The organism is Sphingomonas sp. P2_B6, assembly GCF_056404755.1.
Genome location: NZ_JBFUDK010000024.1, coordinates 1 through 16,761, shown reverse-complemented (window position 1 = coordinate 16,761; position 16,761 = coordinate 1). Strand labels below are relative to the sequence as shown.

Here is a 16,761-nt window from a genome sequence, read left to right as displayed (position 1 = left end):
ATGGTCGGGCCATGTCCGGTCTCGCCCCCGAATTCGCCGATCATCTCCGCCGCGACCGGCGGCGATCGGTCCACACGATCCGCGCGTACGAAGCGACGGCCAACCGGCTGATCCACTTCCTCGAAACCCATTGGGGCGGGGCCGTCTCGCGCGACTCGCTCGGCAAGGTCAGCGCGGCCGATCTGCGCGCCTATCTCGCGCTTCGCCGCGGCGAGGGGCTGGGCAATGCATCGGCGGCGCGGGAATTGTCGGCGGTGCGCTCCTTCCTGGTCTTCGCCGGCGGGACAGGGGCTGCGCCACGGTTGAGAGGGCCACGCGTCAAGAAGGGCGTGCCGCGCCCGATCTCGCCCGACGAAGTGGTCGCGCTGGCCGAGGATGTCGAGGAGAATGCCACTCTACCCTGGATCGGCGCGCGCGACTGGGCGGTGCTGATGCTGCTCTACGGCGCTGGCCTGCGCGTCGGCGAAGCGACCGGGCTGACCGGCACGATCCTCCCGCTCGGCCCGACGCTCAGCGTCACCGGCAAGCGCGACAAGACCCGGATCGTGCCCCTGCTGCCGCAGGTGCGCGACGCGATCGAGGCCTATCTCCGGACCTGCCCCTGGCCGATCTCGCGCGACGCACCACTGTTCCGCGGCGCCAAGGGCGGGCCGCTATCGCCTGCGATCGTCCGCCGCTCGGTCCAGGCGGCACGGGTGCGGCTGGGCCTGCCCGAACGGACAACGCCCCATGCGCTGCGTCACAGCTTCGCGACGCATCTGCTGGGTCGCGGCGCGGACTTGCGCGCGCTGCAGGAACTGCTCGGCCATGCCAGCCTCAGCTCGACCCAGATCTACACCGCGGTCGACGCGGCGCATCTGCTCGACGTGTACCGGAATGCCCATCCGCGGGCTTAGAGGCTTTCACCGGCCCCTCTCTCCCGTTCGTTTCGAGCGAAGTCGAGAAACCGGGCCTAACGCTCCATCAACGTTTCTCGACTTCGCTCGAAACGAACGGGGAGGTGGTGTTCTAACGACCCTATGTGCGCGGCTTCCACGTAAACACGCGCCACACATACACCAGCACGATCCCCACCATGATCGCCAGCGCGCCCGGCCCGATGAACCGGTCCAGCGCATGGAAATTCGCGCCGAGATACCAGCCGGCCCAGGTCAGGAGGCAGTTCCATATCGCGCTACCCGCCGCCGTCCACAGCAGGAAGCGCCAGCGCGGCATGCAGGTCATGCCGGCGGGCAGCGAGATGATCGTGCGGAAGGCCGGCATGAAGCGGAACACGAAGACGATCCACTCGCCATGCCGCGTGAAGAAGGCATGGAGCCGCTCGACCTCATGCCAGTCCACGGTCAGCCAGCGGCCGTGTCGATCGACCCAGGGTTTCAAACCGAGATAACCGAAGCGCCGGCCCAGCGCGTACCAGAAATAATTGCCGACGACGGTGCCCGCCGTGCCGACCGCGATCAGCGGCAGCGCCTCCATCTGCCCGCGCGCCACCGCGATGCCGCCCAGCCCCATGATCACCTCGGACGGGATCGGCGGAAAGACATTCTCGAGGATCATCAGCAGGAAGATGCCGAAATAGCCGCCCCAGGCAGTCAGGTCGATGATGAACTCGGTCATGCCTTGTCCCCCTCCCGCAAGCGGGAGGGGAGAATCAAGCACGCCCGATCTTCGCCTCGATCGCATCCCAGATCAGGCCGGCGACATCGGTCCCGTCGAAGCGCTCGATCGCGACGATGCCGGTGGGCGAGGTGACGTTGATTTCGGTCAGCCATTTGCCGCCGATCACGTCGATGCCGACGAACAGCAGCCCGCGCCTCTTCAGTTCGGGGCCGAGCACCGCGCAGATCTCTTCCTCTTCGGGCGTCAGGATCGATTTCTCCGCCGATCCGCCGACCGCGAGGTTGGAGCGGATCTCGCCCGCGCCGGGTACGCGGTTGATCGCGCCCGCCACTTCACCGTCGACCAGCACGATGCGCTTGTCGCCCTTGGCCACATCGGGAAGGAATGCCTGGATCATGTGCGGCTCGCGATACGCGGTGTTGAACACCTCGATCAGCGCCGACAGGTTCGCCCCGTCGCTGCCGACCTTGAAGATCGCCTTGCCGCCATTGCCGTGCAGCGGCTTGACCACGATCTCGCCGTGGGTGGCGAGGAAGGCGCGCGCTTCGTCGAGCGAACGGGTGACCAAAGTCGGCGGCATGAAGCGCGCATAGTCGAGCACGAAGACCTTTTCGGGCGCGTTGCGGACATTGGCGGGGTCGTTCACCACCAGGGTCTCATGCGCGATCCGCTCGAGCAGGTGCGTCGCGGTGATATAGCCGAGATCGAACGGCGGATCCTGCCGCATCAGCACGACATCGGCCTGCTTGCCGAGATCGAGGCTGACCGGGTCGCCGAAGCTGAAATGATTGCCGACGACGCGCTGCACCGTCACCGGATGGGCTTTGGTCCACACGCGCCCGTCCGAATAGTTCAGATCCTCGGCGGTGTAGTGAAACAGCCTGTGCCCGCGCGCCTGCGCCGACAACATCAGCGCAAAGGTCGAATCGCCCGCGATGTTGATCGAATCGAGCGGGTCCATCTGGACGGCGACGGTAAGCGGCATCGAACAACCTCCGTTCGTCCTGAGACTGTCGAAGGACTGTCCTTCTTCTCAGGAAGAAAATGCAGGGCTTCGACAAGCTCAGCCCGAACGGTCGGGGATGTAGGCGCGGGTCAGGCGGTTGTCACCCGATCCACGCATTCTCGATATGACGCGGCCGCGTGCCGGGGGCGAGCAGGATCACATCGACGCGGATGTCGTCTCCGGGGCCGGCATATTTCGGCATGAGGTATTCCGCGGCTGCCGCGACCCGCGACAGCCGGCGCTCGTCGATCGCGACGTCGAGCTCCGCGGAGGTCTTGCGCATCTTCACCTCGACGAACGCGACCAGGTTGCCGCGCCGCGCGACCAGATCGACCTCGCCGGCCGGCGTGCGCACGCGGCGATCGAGGATGCGCCAGCCCTTTAGCCGCAGCCACCAGCCGGCGAGACGCTCGCCGCGACGGCCGGCGGCTTCGGCAACGCGGCGGTCACGCACCCCTTATTCCTCCCTCGCGAAGCGGGGGAGGGGGACCGCCCGCTTCTTCAGCGGGTGGTGGAGGGGGCTTGGCACACGGTGCATCTGTTCCGCGCTCCAAGCCCCCTCCACCATTCGCCGGAAGAGGCGAATGGTCCCCCTCCCCCGGTTCCCGGGGGAGGAATGAAGTGCGCCACCCATCACCCCTTCATCTCCAGCGCCCGCGCATAAAGCTCCTTGCGGTCCACCCCGAGCTTCTTCGCGACCTCGCTGACCGCCTTCGCCATGGGCAACCGCGTCAGCGCCTCAGTCAATGCCGCCTCGGCATCGTCCACGCTTGCCGCTTCGGGCTCGCCGGGCGGTGCCACCACCACCACGATCTCCCCTCGGGGCGGCGCGTCGGCGTAGCGCGCGGCGAGCGACGACAGGGTTCCCGTCACCGCTTCCTCGAACTTCTTGGTGATCTCGCGCGTCACCGCTGCCTCGCGATCGCCCAGCCCTTCGGCAAGGGCCGCCAGCGTCGCGCCCAGGCGCGGGCCGGATTCGTACAGCACCAGGGTCGCCCGCACCGATCCGATCTCGGCGATCGCCGTCGCGCGCGCCTGCGCCTTGGGCGGCAGGAAGCCGCAATAGAGGAACCGGTCGGTCGGCAGCCCGGCGAGGGTCAGCGCGGCGATCGCGGCGCAGGGGCCCGGGATCGTCACCACCAGATGCCCGGCCGCACGCGCATCGCGGACCAGCTTATAGCCGGGATCGGAGATCAGCGGCGTGCCCGCGTCGGACACCAGCGCCACCGCCTCGCTGCCCATCCGGGCGATCAGGCCGGGGCGGACATGCTCGGCATTATGATCATGATAGGGTGTCATTGGCCGCTTGACGCCGATATGGCGCAGCAGGCCCGCCGTCACACGCGAGTCTTCGACTGCAACTACCGCGGCGTTCGAGAGTATATGCGCGGCGCGCGGACTCAGATCGCCAAGATTGCCGATCGGGGTGGCAACGATATAGAGACCGGGCGCGAGTTCGGCGTTCATTGGAGCAGTCATGGCAGAGGCCCTATCGATACCGCAACGGGGAGCGAAGCTTCTTCGTGCAGCATTCATCGCGGGAGCGTTGCTTCTGAGCGCCTGCCAGTCGGTAGTGCCGCGCGGGCCGGGGCCGGCCGCGCCGCCGCCGCCGCGGCCGGTGCAGGATAGCGGGCAGGTGCAGGCGGGCATCCCGACCGACGTCGCGCGCCACCGCGTCGCGCTGCTCGTGCCGCTGACCGGCACCAATGCCGGCATCGGCCAGAGCCTCGCCAACGCTACCCAGCTCGCCTTGCTCGACAGCAAGAACGAGAAGGTGCGCATCACCACCTATGACACCAATGGCGGTGCCGCCGCCGCCGCCCAGCGCGCGCTGGCCGACGGCAACCGGCTGATCCTCGGCCCGCTGCTCGCCGAGGACGTTCGCGCGGTGGCCCCGCTGGCGCGCCGGGCCGGCGTGCCCGTGATCAGCTATTCCAACGACACCACGGCGGCCGGCAACGGTGCCTATCTGATCGGCTACGCCCCGGCCCAGTCGATCGACCGGGTCGTGCGCTATGCCAAGGGACAGGGCGTCACGGAGTTCGCCGGGCTCGTTCCCAACGGCACTTATGGCGAACGCGCGTCGACTGCCTTTCTGCGCGCGGTCGAGGGTGCCGGCGGCCAGGTGCGCACGCTTCAGACCTATGATCGCGGCGCGGGATCGCTGACCGGGGCGATCGGCCGCCTGGCGCAGAACGCGCCCTATCAGGCGGTGCTGATCGCCGACAGCGGCGCATCCGCGGCGACGGCGGTGCCGCTCATTCGCCGCAATGGCGGGGGCGGGGCGCATGTCCTCGGCACCGATCTGTGGAATTCGGAAAGCTCGATCACGACCCGGCCGGCGCTCAACGGCGCGTGGTTCGCGAGCGTGTCGGACACTTTCTATCGCCAATATGCCGCCAAATACCGCGCCCGCTTCGGCGCCGCACCCTATCGCCTGTCGAGCCTGGGCTATGATTCGGTGCTGCTGACGGTGCGCATCGCGCGCGACTGGACGGTCGGCAGCCCGTTCCCCGAGGCGCGGCTGCGCGATCCGGGCGGGTTCTCCGGCATCGACGGTCCGTTCCGCTTCGGCCGCGACAGCGTCGCCGAACGCGCGCTGGAGGTACAGGAGATCCGGGGCGGGACCACGGTCACCGTCTCCCCGGCGCCGACCGGTTTCTGAGTCGCGTCGTCCGCAGGCATAGCGTCGCGGAACGATAGGAAACCGGCAAACGGTGCTATTGTCGCGCGCTCAGGCGGCGTCGTTGACGATCTCGGGCAGGATCGCATCGAGTAGCAGCATGCCTGCCTCGGTCACGGTCAGATGGTCGCCGTCGCGGACAAGCAGGCCCTGGTCCTGCAGCCGGATGGCGGCGGGCCAGTGGATCAGCGCCTCGACGCTGGTCTCGCCCAGCCGCGCGATCCGGGCGAGATCGACGCCCTCGCGCAGGCGCAGACCCATCAGCAGCGCCTCGGTCGCGCGGGTATGCGGGGCGAGCGGCTCCTCGCTCTCCATGCCGTGCTGGTTGCGCTCGATCGCGCTCATCCAGTTCTCGGGCTTCTTGCGGCGCACCGTGGCCAGCCCACCGCGCCGGCCATGCGCGCCCGGCCCGACCCCGGCATAGTCGCGGTAGCGCCAATAGGTCAGGTTGTGCCGGCTCTCCGCGCCGGCGCGGGCGTGGTTGGAAATCTCATAGGCGGGGATACCCGCCGCGGCGGTGATCGCCCGCGTCGCCTCGAACAGGTCCGCGGCGCTGTCGCCATCGGGAATGACGATCCGCCCCGCTGCGGCCTCAGTGGCGAAGCGCGTGCCGGGCTCGATGGTGAGCTGGTAGAGCGACAGATGCTCGGTGCCGAAGCCGATCGCCCGGGTCAGCTCCGCTTCCCAGTCGGCCAGCCGCTGGTCGGGCCGGGCATAGATCAGGTCGAAGCTCACCCGGGCAAAGGCGCGCTGCGCGGTGTCGAGCGCGGCCAGCCCCTCGGTCTGGTCATGCGCACGGCCGAGGAATTTCAGTGCCTGGTCGTCGAGCGCCTGAAGCCCGAGCGAGACCCGGTTCACCCCCGCCGCGGCGATATCGGCGAAGCGCGCCGCCTCGACCGAGGAGGGGTTGGCCTCGAGCGTGATCTCGACATCGGGTGCGAAGCCCCAGGCCCGTTCCGCCGCGTCGATCACCGCCGCGACCGTCTCTGGCGGCATCAGCGAGGGGGTGCCGCCGCCGAAGAAGATCGAGCCGAGCGTGCGGCCGGGCAGTTCCGCCGCCTCATGGCGCAGGTCGGCGAGCAGGGCGGCGCGCCAGGCGGCCTGATCGACCTCGGCGCGGACATGGCTGTTGAAGTCGCAATAAGGGCATTTCGACACGCAGAACGGCCAATGGACATAAAGCGCGAGCGGTGGCGTTTGGGGATCGTTCATCTGGCCCCCATATGATCGTGCGAACGAGGCCAGGAAAGAGGCAGGCAAAGATGCGGTTTCTGCTGATGGCATTGGCGCTGCTGACGGGCTGCTCCGCCGCCGCCCCGCCGCAGAGCGAACGGGTGATCGAGGAGCGCCGCTTTTCGGGCGTGGCCCCGCGCGGCGAGGCGCTGATGCGCCAGGCGATGATCGACGCACATAACCGCGCCCGCGCCGCCGCCGGAGTGCCGCCGCTGGTGTGGAATCCGGCACTGGCGGTCGATGCCGAACGCTATGCCCGCGAGCTCGCCCGGACCGGGCGATTCGAGCATTCGAAGGAACCGCGCGGCCCCGCGCCCGAGGGCGAGAATCTCTGGACCGGCACTCGCGGGGCCTATCGCTACGAGGAGATGGCCGGCCACTGGGTCGACGAGCGCCGCGACTATCGCCGCGGGCCTACGCCGGATTTCAGCGTGACCGGGCGGTGGGAGGACGTGGCGCACTACACCCAGATCATCTGGCGCGGCACGACCGAGTTCGGCTGCGCGACGGCGAGTAACGCGACGGATGATTATCTGGTCTGCCGATACACGCCGCCGGGGAATGTCGTGGGGCAAATGCCGACATAAAACTCCTCTCCCTTTCGGGAGAGGAAAACCGGCGAAGCCGGCAAGGAGAGGGTTCGGTCGGAACGGGTCATGAGACTAAAGCCGGCCGTTCCGACCCAGCCCTCTCCCCGACGACCTAACGGTCGTTTCCCTCTCCCGAAAGGGAGAGGGCTCTTAAAGCACCGCCGCCATCATCGCGTCGAACGCCCGCGCGCGGTGGCTGATCGCCTTCTTCGCGTCGGGCATTTCGGCGAAGGTCAGCTCGCTGCCCTCGGGCACGAAGATCGGGTTGTAGCCGAACCCGCCGGTGCCGCGCGGCGGCCAGGCGAGCGTGCCGTCGACCCGGCCCTCGAACCACTCGACATGGCCGTCGGGCCAGGCAAGCGCGAGCACGCACATGAAATGCGCGTCGCGGCTGGCATCGGGGCCTTTCGCCTCGAGCGCGTCATTGACCCGCTGCATCGCGACCTTGAAGTCCTTGCCCTCGCCGGCCCAGCGCGCCGAGAAGATCCCCGGATCGCCGTTCAGCGCGTCGACGCACAGGCCGCTGTCGTCGGCCAGCGCGGGCAGGCCGGTCAAATCGGCTGCCTGCAGCGCCTTCAGCTCGGCATTGGCGAGGAAGGTGGTGCCGGTCTCCTCCGGCTCGGGCAGGTCGAGCTCGGCGGCCGAGACGGGCTCGATCCCGTACGGCCCAAGCATCTCGAGGATCTCGCGCACCTTGCCGGGATTGTGGCTGGCGATGACGAGCTTGCCGGGGACGAGCTTGCGGATCGCCTGGGGCGGGACCTCGATGGTCATTTCGCGACGGCCCTGGCCTGGGCGGCGAAGATGTCCGAGCAGCCGATGCGCGCGAGGCGGAGCAGACGGAGCAGCGCTTCCTCGTCATAAGTCGCGCCCTCGGCGGTCGCCTGCGCCTCGGCGATGTTGCCATTTTCGAGCAGGACGAAGTTCGCGTCCGCATCGGCGTTCGAATCCTCGTCATAGTCGAGGTCGAGCACGGGCGTGCCATTATAGATGCCGCAGGAGATCGCCGCGACCTTCTGGCTCAGCGGGTCGACCGTCAGCTTGCCCGAGGCGAGCAGCCCGTCAATGGCGAGGCGCAGCGCGACCCAGGCGCCCGAGATCGACGCGGTGCGGGTGCCGCCATCGGCCTGGATCACGTCGCAATCGAGCACGATCTGGCGCTCGCCGAGCAGCTTCATGTCAGTGACGGCGCGGAGCGAACGGCCGATCAGCCGCTGAATCTCCTGGGTGCGGCCGGACTGCTTGCCCTTGGCCGCTTCGCGCTGGCCGCGCGTATGGGTGGCGCGGGGGAGCATGCCGTACTCGGCGGTGACCCAGCCCTCGCCCTTGCCGCGCAGGAAGGGCGGGACCTTCTCCTCGACCGAGGCGGTCACCAGCACCTTGGTGTCGCCAAAGCCGATCAGCACGGAGCCTTCGGCATGGCGGGTGAAGCGCGGCTCGATCGTGATCGTGCGCATCTGATCGGGGGCGCGGCCGGATGGGCGCATTGGGGAATCTCCTGAAACTGGGCTTCGCCACCTAGACGCGACAAGGTGAACGCGCCAGTCTTGGTGATGGTCATGGAGACAATATGATGCGCATCTGGGTTCTGGCGATGATGGCGTCGTTGGCATCCTCGGCGCCGGCATCGCCGCAGGCATTGCCGTCTTCGGAGACGATCACCATTCGCATTCGCTGGATCACCAATATCTGCCTGGGAATTTGCCCCGACTTTTCGGTGAGTATCGCGACTGATGGCGGTGTCATGCAGCGCACCTTCGAGCCGGGAGGGGAGCAGGTCATCAAGACAGCCCGATACAGGCTCAGCACCTCCGAACTTGCGGGCTTCAGACGGCGGTTGGCTGGCATCAGGCCAATTGGAGATCGCCAGTTCAGACGGGCGTGCGACGCCTACCAAAGACCCAAAGCAAATGGAGAACCGATTTCGGGCGGGACTCGCCACGGTGTGAGTCACTATGTGATCGAGTGGCGCGGCGGCGCATCGCCTTCCCGATTGAGAGCCTGCTACGAAGACGCGCGCGTACGTCACGCCATCTTTTCCGCGCTGGCCGCGGCGCAGATGAATCCGATCAACGGCAGGCCTCTTGGGGCGGGACAAACCGCTCCAATTGACGAGTGGTGAGGACTGACAAGGTGACAAGCGGCGTTGAGACGCGCATCGGTGCTCCTTACATGACACCCATGTCCGCGCCCCCGATCACTGAGCTCAACGACCGCGCGCGTGACGTCTTCCGCGTGGTGGTGGAAAGCTATCTCGATACCGGTTCGCCGATCGGATCGCGCACCATCGCCCATCTTTCCGGCCTGAACCTCTCGCCGGCCTCGATACGCAACGTGATGCAGGATCTGGAGGAGCTTGGCCTGCTTGCCTCGCCGCATACCAGCGCCGGGCGCCTGCCGACCGAGATCGGGCTGCGCCTGTTCGTCGACGGCATGATGCAGGCGCTGGAGCCCTCGGCCGAGGAGCGCGCCGCGATCGAATCGCGCGTGTCGCAGGTCGGGCCGGTCGAGGAAGCGCTCGCCGCGACCACGGCCGCGCTGTCCGGCCTGTCGGCCTGTGCCGGGCTGGTGCTGGTGCCCAAGCGCGAGCTGGTGCTGCGCCAGATGAGCTTCGTGCCGCTTTCCACCGACAAGGCGCTCGCGGTGCTCGTCGCCGAGGACGGATCGGTCGAGAACCGCGTGATCGACCTGCCCGCCGGCGTCTCGCCCTCCGCGCTGGTCGAGGCGGGCAATTACATGACCGCAATGCTCTCCGGCATGACCATCGCCCAGGCGCGGGCGCGAATCGAGCGCGAGATCGGCGAGGAGCGCGCGCTGGTCGATACCGTCGCCCGGACATTGATCGAACGTGGCCTCGCCATCTGGAGCGAGGACGGCAATCGCCGCCCGGTGCTGATCGTGCGCGGGCAGGGGCGGTTGATCGACGCGGCCGCCGCGGCCGACCTCGAACGGATCAGCGACCTGCTCGACGACCTGGAGGGCAAGCAGGAGATCGCCCGGCTGCTCGACAGCGCCGGCGCGGGCGATGCCACCCGCATCTTCATCGGCGCCGAGAATAAATTATTCTCGCTTTCGGGATCATCCGTCATTGCGAAACCGTTCCGCGGGCTCGATGGGCGGGTGGTCGGCGTGGTCGGCGTAATCGGCCCGACTCGGTTGAACTATGCCCGCGTCGTGCCCATGGTGGATTTCACTGCCGCGACACTCGCGCGGCTCATGCCCTAACAGGATCGAAGCGACACACGATGATCGAAGACGAAAAGATCGAGACGCCCACCGCCGAAGACCTGCGCGAGGAGACCGCGCAGGACGCCCCCGAGCTTGCCGAGCATGATCGCGTGGCGAAGCTCGAGGCCGAGCTGGCCGAAGCGAAATCGGCGGTGCTCTATGCCCATGCCGAGGCGCAGAATGTCCGCCGCCGCGCGGAGAAGGAAGCGGCCGATGCCCGCGCCTATGCCGCGACCGCGTTCGCGCGCGACCTGTTGTCGGTCGCCGACAATCTCGCCCGCGGGCTGGAGGCGATCCCGGCCGAGCTGCGCGCGGACGAGAAGCTCAAGAACCTGATCACTGGCCTGGATGCGACCGGCCGCGAGCTCGAATCGGTGTTCCAGCGCCACGGCATCAAGAAGATGAGCACGCTCGGCGAGCCGCTCGACCCCAATTTCCACCAGGCGATGTTCGAAATGCCGAGCGACAAGCCGGTCGGCACGATCGTCCAGGAAATGCAGGCGGGCTATATGATCAAGGACCGGCTGCTGCGCCCGGCGCTGGTCGGGGTGGCGAAGAAGCCGGAGTGATGGGAGAGCCGGTGGGTGACACGTTAAGCGTTGCACTCACCGTCTTGTTCTTCGGCTATATCATCTGGGCTTTTCAGCGCCGTCGTCCCGTCTCGAAATGCGTTTCGGACGGCCCGGTGGGTCAGCCCTATAGGGTATATTCCCGAACACATGACCTGACGTTGCGGGCCCGTGATCTCCCGGCGGCGTTCGCGGCGGACGACCTCAGTAGCGCCAAGGGTTGGCTGCTGCGTGATCCGGCCATCTGGCATCGCAGGGCTGACGCGGCAAAGAAGCTCTTCGACGCCGTCCCCGCTGCTGACGCCGATTCCCTGCGTGCGGCTTTTGCAACAACGACGCCGGGTGATTGGGCGATCTGTATACTCGTCGATCAATCGGGATCGATGCGGGACGATCCGATCCTGCATACCGCGGCAGCTGTCCGCTGGCTCTCCGCTGTCCTCGGCGATATCGGCGCGACGGTCACGCTCCTGGGCTTCTCGACCATGGGGTGGCACGGCTGGAAATCGCGGCAAGACTGGTTGTCGAACGGCCAGCCACAGCGGCCCGGTCGGCTCTGCGCGCTGCTCCATATTCTCTATCAGCGCGCGGGCGAACCATTGGGGCAGGAGGATTGGGCAGTCATGCTCCATCCGCACATTCTGCGCGAGAATGTTGATGGCGAAGCGATCGAATGGGCGCGCGCCATGCTGCGTGAGCAATCCCAACCGCACAAGCTGCTCGTCATTCTTTCTGATGGGGCTCCGGTCGATGATTCGACTTTGATGCAAAACGGTCCGTCCTATCTTGAACGGCATCTTCAGTCGGTTATTCAAAATATCGAAGCCTCGGATGACATGATCCTGGCAGCCCTTGGCATTGGCTATGATGTCAGCCGATATTACCATCGCTCGCGGTCGGTCGATACTCTCGATGTGTTGCCGGGCGCACTGGCGGCGCTCATAGCGCAAACCGTTCGGGCAAAGACGGAAGACGCATGAACGAGAACATCACCACCGATCGCCCGACCTTCGTCACGCATCTCGAATGCTCGATGACGGGCGAACGTTATGACGCCGACACGCTGCACGGCCTGTCGCGCGTCGGGCGGCCGCTGCTGGTGCGCTATGATCTCGACTCGCTCCGCGCGATGATCCCGCGCGCGATGGTCGCCGCGCGGCCGACCGACATGTGGCGCTGGCGCGAGCTGCTGCCGGTGCGCGCCACCCGCGACGTGGTCAGCCTGGGCGAGATCGAGACGCCGCTGGTGCCGATCCCGCGCTCGGGCGGGCCGAACGTGCTGGTCAAGGACGAGGGGCGGCTGCCGACCGGATCGTTCAAGGCGCGCGGGCTCGTCATGGCGGTGTCGATGGCCAAGGCGCTGGGCGTCACGAAGATCGCGATGCCGACCAACGGCAATGCCGGCGCCGCGCTCGCTGCCTATGCGACACGCTGCGGGATCGAGACGATCGTCTTCTGTCCCGACGACACGCCCGAAATCAACGTGCGCGAGATCGCGCAACAGGGCGCGCGCGTCTACCGGGTCAACGGGCTGATCGACGATTGCGGGGCGATCGTCGGCAAGGGCGCGGCGGAAGGGCTGTGGTTCGATTTCTCGACTCTGAAGGAGCCGTACCGGATCGAGGGCAAGAAGACGATGGGGCTGGAGCTGGCCGCCCAGTTCGGCTGGAAGCTGCCCGATGCGATCTTCTACCCAACCGGCGGCGGTACCGGCCTGATCGGCATGTGGAAGGCGTTCGACGAGTTGGAGAAGCTCGGCTGGATCGGCCCGGCACGGCCGCGCATGTTCGCGGTGCAGGCCTCGGGCTGCGCGCCGATCGTCCGTGCCTTCGACGAAGGTGTCGAGCATGCCGAGCGCTGGGAGGATGCGGCGACGGTCGCGGCGGGCATCCGCGTGCCCAAGGCGGTCGGCGACTTCCTGATCCTGCGCGCGGTGCGCGAGAGCGGTGGCCAGGCCATGGCGGTGGGCGACCCCGCGATCCTCAAGGCGGTGGACGATGCCGCGAAAAAGGACGGGCTGCTGCTCTGTCCCGAGGGCGGCGCGACGCTGGCGGCCTATAAGGAGGCGCTGCGCACCGGCCTGGTCGACGAGGAGGAAAGCACCGTCCTGTTCAACTGCGCGACGGGCCTGAAATACCCGATGCCCGAGGCGAACGACACGATCGACCGGTTCGGCGAGATCGATCTGGCGGCGCTCTGACCCGTCAGAGCGTCTGCGCGCGGTTCTCGTCGCGGTGCTTCTTGAGATATTTCATGAAGGGCGTGCCGCCGGTCCCGATATCGGGGTCGTTGCCCGCGCCGGATGAGGCCTGTTTGTTGATATAGGCCGCGGCATATTCGAGATGGCGGGTGCGGAAGCGGGCGACCTGTTCGACACAGGCGTTGAACGCTTGCTTCACCCCCTGATTCTGCGTGGCGGCGAAGTCGCGCAGGTGGCTGGCGCGCTGCAGGTCCTCGATAAAGGCGCGGTGGCGGCGGGGGCGATAGGGGTGCAGCTCCACCAGCAGGTCGCGCAGCTCGTCATTCTCGTGCGAGACCTGGAACAGCGCGTCCATCGACGGCACGATCGAGCTTTGCGAGCCGGTGGGGCCGCGAAACTCCTGCGGCTTGCCGCCGAAGCGTTCGACGCCCTCGTAGATCATGCCCTGGGGCAGCGCCGCATTGTTCTTCCAGCCGTTGATGTAGAGGCGGATGCGGTTGTAATAAATGTACGGATCGCACTTCTCGCCCATGCGGTCGAAGATCGCCAACAGGCGTTCCCACACCGCGTTCATCTCGATCAGCAGTGCCTCGACGCGCGCCGCATCGCGTTCGTCGCTGGCCTGAACGAGGTCGATCGCCAGCTCCAGCGCATGGCCGGCGGTCGCCTCGATCGCGACATGGATCTGGACGAACCATTCCTCGTCCAGGCCGCCGGCGAAGCGCTGCTTCTGCATGACATTGCCCAGCGCGATCGGCGCCTGCTTGTCGAGCCGGTACCAGTTGTCGAGGATATAACAGGCATAGTTCATGACCGGGGGGAACCCCATCCGGTCGGACAGGGCGACGAACGGCACGGCGAGATTGGCCGGCAGCATCTCGGGCGGAGTCGGCTCGCCCCAGACATGGGCCTGGACCAGAAAGGCATAGCGCACCATCGCGAGGCTGATCTGCGCGTCGCTGGCGCTGGCGAGGAACGCCGCCATGTCGGGTGTCGGCAGCTCGGCCAGCCAGTGGCGGATCCGCCCGGTGGTCACGAGGCCGGACAGGTCGGCGGCCATCGCTTCGACCGCCGCGAACCCGGCCGGCAGCGCCACCTCGTCGATCTCGGCTTGCGACAGAAAGCCGCGTTCGCCCGAAAGCCCGTAATGGGCCAGGCCCTGCAGCGTCATGAGAAGTCCTTCAGCAAACCGGTATCGAATGAAACCTTCCTAGCGACGCAGCCCGCCCGACGCCAGTTCCGAGGCCATGTCAGAAACCGGTGCTGCCTTTCAGAGTGCCGACATGCCCGATGATATCGGCGTAGATGTCGGACAGCGCGGCGAGATCGTCGATCGCCACGGCCTCGTCGAGCTTGTGCATCGTCGCGTTGATCAGCCCGAACTCGACGACGGGGCAGAGCGCCGAAAGGAAGCGCGCGTCGGACGTGCCGCCGGTGGTCGACAGCTCGGGCCGTATGCCCTGCCGCGCCTCGATCGCGTCGCCGATCAGGGTCGAGAGCGCCCCCGGCGCAGTCAGGAAGGCATCGCCCGACACGCGCGCGATCATCGTCGCCTTGGGAGCGTGGCGGTGTACGATCTCTTCGATCCGCGCCGCGAGATCGTCGCCCTTGTGCAGATCATTGTAGCGGATGCTCAGCCGGGCCGAGGCGTGCGCCGGGATGACGTTGGTGGCGGGATTGCCGACGGTAATGTCCGTCGCTTCGATGTTCGAGGGCTGGAACCAGTCATTGCCCTGGTCGAGTATGATCGCGTCGATCTCGGCGAGGATCGCCACCAGCTTGGGGATCGGATTGTCGGCGAGATGGGGGTAGGCGACATGGCCCTGCCGCCCGGGCACGTCGATCCAGATATTGACCGAGCCGCGCCGCCCGATCTTGATCATGTCGCCGAGTCGCGCGACCGAGGTGGGCTCGCCGACCAGGCAGAAATCGGGTTTCAGGCCGCGCTCGGCCATGCGGTCGATCAGCGCGCGGGTGCCGAAGATGGCGGGGCCTTCCTCGTCGCCGGTGATGATCAGGCTTTGCGTGCCCATCGCTGGCGCCCGGCCAAGCGCGGCGACGAAGGCAGCGATCGCGCCCTTCATGTCGACCGCGCCGCGGCCATGGAGCAGGCCACCGCGGATCTCGGGCTCGAACGCGCCGCTGGTCCAGCCGGCCCCCGGGGGAACAACGTCGAGATGCCCGGCAAAGGCGAAATGCGGGTGGCCGCTGCCGCGCACCGCGAGCAGATTCTCGACCGGGCCGTCGGGTGCCTCGCCGATGATGAAACGATCGACATGGAAGCCGAGCGGGACGAGCGCCGCTTCGAGCACGTCGAACACGCCGCCTTGCGCGGGGGTCACGCTCTCGCAAGCGATCAGCGCCTTGGTCAGCGCGACGACATCGGGCAATCTGGTCTCAGCATCCATGGAGGTGGCATTGCCCAAGCTCGATCTCGATTCAATCCCGCAGACCAATGCGACCGGCTATCCGACGCCGCATTCCGAGAAAGTGCAGGGCCGCTGGTATCGCCGCCTCGCCCCGGCGTCGGGGCTGGGCGACTTCGGGGTGAGCCATGTCACGCTGAAGCCGGGCGCCTGGTCGTCGCAGCGGCACTGGCATGAGGGCGAGGACGAATTCGTGGTGATGATCGCGGGCGAGGCAGTGCTGGTCGACGATAGCGGGGAAACGGCGATGCGCGCCGGCGACTGCGCGGCCTTCCCCAAGAATGACGGCAACGGCCATGTGCTGCAGAACCGCAGCGATGCGGACTGCATGTTCATCGCGGTCGGGCGGCCATCGGATACCGACTGCCATTATCCCGACATCGACATGCATCTGTTTGCGGGGAAGGGGTTCCGGCAGAAGGATGGCGGTGACTTCTAGTGTCCCGAACCGAAAGTTCGCTCGATGACGGAATTCAGATATTTGCCAGCGACCGTCAGTTCCAAGCCAGCAAGGGCGATTTTTTCGCTGTTCCACGCCAATAACAGGGTAGAAACCGGGTAACTTTATTTTTTCTGGAATGACCCCCTAGACTGAGACATGAAATAAGAGAGAGCTCTCTGGATGGAGGGCAAGAATGTCGAAGGAGCATCGACGACGGCACGACCGGGGGTTCAAGCTGTGGGTTGTGGGTCGGATTGAGTCGGGCGAGCGGGTGTCAGCCTTGTCGCTCGAGTTGGGGATCAGGGATAATCTGCTGTACCGGTGGCGCAATGCGGTGCGGGCTGGTGGCGAGCAGGCGCTGCGCGATCCGGGTCGTCCGGGTCGAGTAGCCGATGCGGTCGCTGTCCATGCTGCAGTTGGTGAGATCCGTGATGTTGCCACAGCGCAGCGTCAGATCGAGGCCTTGCAGCGCAAGATCGGCGAGCAGCAGGTGGCGCTGGATTTTTTCAAAGGCGCCTTGCGGCGTATCGAGGCGTCACGCCAGCCGAGCGACGGTGCTGGCGAGACGACGTCTTCGCCGAGATCCAGGCGATGACGGGTTCGCAAGGCGAGGGATCGGCGCTGTCGACAGAGGCGCTGTGCCAGTTGGCCGGGGTAAGCCGGGCCAGCTATTACTGGCGCTGGCGCGAGCATGCGCCAAAAGTGGAAGAGACGGCGCTGCGCGATCAGGTGCAGCGGCTGTGCCTGGCGCAGCGCTTCTATGG

19 protein-coding genes are annotated in these 16,761 nt (G+C 67.0%); 10 read left to right on the top strand and 9 right to left on the bottom strand.

Annotated elements, in window-relative coordinates; genetic code table 11:
* Positions 1 to 11 precede the first annotated feature (11 nt).
* Positions 12 to 896 carry a tyrosine recombinase XerC gene (locus AC1DX5_RS22875; protein WP_478017525.1) on the top strand — a complete coding sequence of 295 codons (885 nt, stop codon included), beginning with the start codon at positions 12 to 14 and terminating at the stop codon, positions 894 to 896.
* 121 nt (positions 897 to 1,017) lie between these two features.
* Here the strand turns inward: AC1DX5_RS22875 and AC1DX5_RS22870 are convergent, their stop codons facing one another.
* The 4 genes from AC1DX5_RS22870 to rsmI all read right to left on the bottom strand — a co-directional run bounded on the left by AC1DX5_RS22870 (position 1,018) and on the right by rsmI (position 4,093).
* Positions 1,018 to 1,617 carry a DedA family protein gene (locus AC1DX5_RS22870; protein ID WP_478017523.1) on the bottom strand — a complete coding sequence of 200 codons (600 nt, stop codon included), beginning with the start codon at positions 1,615 to 1,617 and terminating at the stop codon, positions 1,018 to 1,020.
* A gap of 34 nt (positions 1,618 to 1,651) precedes the next feature.
* A complete protein-coding gene (gshB, locus tag AC1DX5_RS22865) occupies positions 1,652 to 2,605 on the bottom strand; it encodes a glutathione synthase (RefSeq protein WP_478017521.1) in 954 nt (317 codons plus the stop codon).
* 121 nt (positions 2,606 to 2,726) lie between these two features.
* Positions 2,727 to 3,080: a YraN family protein gene (locus tag AC1DX5_RS22860; protein WP_478017519.1), complete on the bottom strand. Its 354-nt coding sequence runs from the start codon at positions 3,078 to 3,080 to the stop codon at positions 2,727 to 2,729.
* Between the two features lie 179 nt (positions 3,081 to 3,259).
* Positions 3,260 to 4,093: a 16S rRNA (cytidine(1402)-2'-O)-methyltransferase gene (rsmI, locus tag AC1DX5_RS22855; RefSeq protein WP_478017517.1), complete on the bottom strand. Its 834-nt coding sequence runs from the start codon at positions 4,091 to 4,093 to the stop codon at positions 3,260 to 3,262.
* 10 nt (positions 4,094 to 4,103) lie between these two features.
* Between rsmI and AC1DX5_RS22850 the strand changes: the two genes are divergently transcribed.
* The gene (locus AC1DX5_RS22850; RefSeq protein ID WP_465172198.1) at positions 4,104 to 5,291 is read left to right on the top strand and encodes a penicillin-binding protein activator; all 1,188 of its coding nucleotides are present in this window, start codon (positions 4,104 to 4,106) and stop codon (positions 5,289 to 5,291) included.
* Positions 5,292 to 5,360: 69 nt separating this feature from the next.
* Here the strand turns inward: AC1DX5_RS22850 and hemW are convergent, their stop codons facing one another.
* Positions 5,361 to 6,521, bottom strand: a complete 1,161-nt coding sequence (gene hemW, locus AC1DX5_RS22845; protein WP_465172199.1) for a radical SAM family heme chaperone HemW — start codon at positions 6,519 to 6,521, stop codon at positions 5,361 to 5,363.
* 50 nt (positions 6,522 to 6,571) lie between these two features.
* On the opposite strand from hemW, the gene AC1DX5_RS22840 reads away from it, so the two are divergent.
* The gene (locus AC1DX5_RS22840) at positions 6,572 to 7,129 is read left to right on the top strand and encodes a CAP family protein (RefSeq protein WP_465172200.1); all 558 of its coding nucleotides are present in this window, start codon (positions 6,572 to 6,574) and stop codon (positions 7,127 to 7,129) included.
* Between the two features lie 153 nt (positions 7,130 to 7,282).
* Here the strand turns inward: AC1DX5_RS22840 and rdgB are convergent, their stop codons facing one another.
* Positions 7,283 to 7,906: an RdgB/HAM1 family non-canonical purine NTP pyrophosphatase gene (rdgB, locus tag AC1DX5_RS22835; protein WP_465172201.1), complete on the bottom strand. Its 624-nt coding sequence runs from the start codon at positions 7,904 to 7,906 to the stop codon at positions 7,283 to 7,285.
* Positions 7,903 to 8,619, bottom strand: coding sequence for a ribonuclease PH (gene rph, locus AC1DX5_RS22830; RefSeq protein WP_465172202.1), 717 nt, complete (start codon positions 8,617 to 8,619; stop codon positions 7,903 to 7,905). The genes rdgB and rph overlap by 4 nt, the downstream gene beginning before the upstream one ends.
* An 83-nt stretch (positions 8,620 to 8,702) precedes the next feature.
* Here rph and AC1DX5_RS22825 point away from each other — a divergent pair, with 83 nt between their 5' ends.
* The 5 genes from AC1DX5_RS22825 to AC1DX5_RS22805 are packed head-to-tail and all read left to right on the top strand — an operon-like array spanning position 8,703 to position 13,129.
* On the top strand, positions 8,703 to 9,254 hold the full coding sequence (locus AC1DX5_RS22825; RefSeq protein WP_478017515.1) for a hypothetical protein: 552 nt from the start codon (positions 8,703 to 8,705) through the stop codon (positions 9,252 to 9,254).
* A gap of 59 nt (positions 9,255 to 9,313) precedes the next feature.
* Positions 9,314 to 10,357: a heat-inducible transcriptional repressor HrcA gene (hrcA, locus tag AC1DX5_RS22820; RefSeq protein ID WP_465172204.1), complete on the top strand. Its 1,044-nt coding sequence runs from the start codon at positions 9,314 to 9,316 to the stop codon at positions 10,355 to 10,357.
* A 20-nt stretch (positions 10,358 to 10,377) separates the two neighbouring features.
* Complete coding sequence (gene grpE, locus AC1DX5_RS22815; RefSeq protein ID WP_478017513.1) at positions 10,378 to 10,929, top strand: nucleotide exchange factor GrpE; 552 nt, start codon at positions 10,378 to 10,380, stop codon at positions 10,927 to 10,929.
* Entirely contained in the window at positions 10,929 to 11,909 is a 981-nt protein-coding gene (locus AC1DX5_RS22810) for a cobaltochelatase CobT-related protein (RefSeq protein WP_478017511.1), read from the top strand. Before grpE ends, AC1DX5_RS22810 begins: the two co-directional genes overlap by 1 nt.
* Complete coding sequence (locus tag AC1DX5_RS22805) at positions 11,906 to 13,129, top strand: threonine synthase (protein WP_465175940.1); 1,224 nt, start codon at positions 11,906 to 11,908, stop codon at positions 13,127 to 13,129. Before AC1DX5_RS22810 ends, AC1DX5_RS22805 begins: the two co-directional genes overlap by 4 nt.
* 4 nt (positions 13,130 to 13,133) lie before the next feature.
* Here AC1DX5_RS22805 and AC1DX5_RS22800 read toward each other — a convergent pair whose 3' ends face one another.
* Together AC1DX5_RS22800 and dapE are read right to left on the bottom strand one after the other, a co-directional pair.
* Entirely contained in the window at positions 13,134 to 14,300 is a 1,167-nt protein-coding gene (locus AC1DX5_RS22800; RefSeq protein ID WP_478017509.1) for a PrnB family protein, read from the bottom strand.
* Positions 14,301 to 14,379: 79 nt separating this feature from the next.
* Complete coding sequence (dapE, locus tag AC1DX5_RS22795; protein ID WP_478017507.1) at positions 14,380 to 15,537, bottom strand: succinyl-diaminopimelate desuccinylase; 1,158 nt, start codon at positions 15,535 to 15,537, stop codon at positions 14,380 to 14,382.
* 10 nt (positions 15,538 to 15,547) lie between these two features.
* On the opposite strand from dapE, the gene AC1DX5_RS22790 reads away from it, so the two are divergent.
* Complete coding sequence (locus AC1DX5_RS22790; protein WP_478017505.1) at positions 15,548 to 15,994, top strand: cupin domain-containing protein; 447 nt, start codon at positions 15,548 to 15,550, stop codon at positions 15,992 to 15,994.
* Between the two features lie 196 nt (positions 15,995 to 16,190).
* Positions 16,191 to 16,592 carry a transposase gene (locus tag AC1DX5_RS22785; RefSeq protein WP_478017503.1) on the top strand — a complete coding sequence of 134 codons (402 nt, stop codon included), beginning with the start codon at positions 16,191 to 16,193 and terminating at the stop codon, positions 16,590 to 16,592.
* Positions 16,593 to 16,761: the final 169 nt, after the last annotated feature.